The sequence below is a fragment of the Gemmiger formicilis genome (assembly GCF_018784445.1).
Lineage (GTDB): Bacteria > Bacillota > Clostridia > Oscillospirales > Ruminococcaceae > Gemmiger.
Genome location: NZ_WQOH01000060.1, coordinates 1 through 384 on the forward strand (window position 1 = coordinate 1; position 384 = coordinate 384).

Annotated in this window: 1 protein-coding gene; it reads right to left on the reverse strand. The window is 56.0% G+C overall.

Going from position 1 to position 384, the window contains the following annotated elements:
• Nucleotides 1-87: 87 nt before the first annotated feature.
• A partial coding sequence (locus GPK89_RS16825; protein ID WP_252261689.1) for a thioredoxin family protein occupies nt 88-384 on the reverse strand: 297 nt, incomplete at its 5' end.

A 384-nucleotide genomic window follows, 5' to 3' on the forward strand; every position in this document is an offset into this window, starting at 1 on the left:
CGTACAGGGCGGCGGTGTAGCCGCCCGGTCCGCCGCCCACCACAATCATATCATAAACATGATTGTTGTTCATATCTGAATCCTCCGTTATTTCGCCAAGGTTTCCTGAATGAAACGGTCGATCTCTGCCTTTGAGCCGGGCGCGGTGATGGAACCTACGGCCTTTCCGTTCCGGAACAACACCAGAGTTGGGATGACCTTGATCCCCTCGGCCCCCGCCAACTGCGGCTCCTCGTCAATATTGATCTTGCCGACGGCAAGGCTGTCCGCGTATTCCTCTGCAATCTTCTCATACGCAGGGCCGATCCTCCGGCAATAGCTGCACCAGGGCGCCCAGAAATCCACCAAAACAGGCTTTTCCTCCCGGATCAACTGCTTAAACTG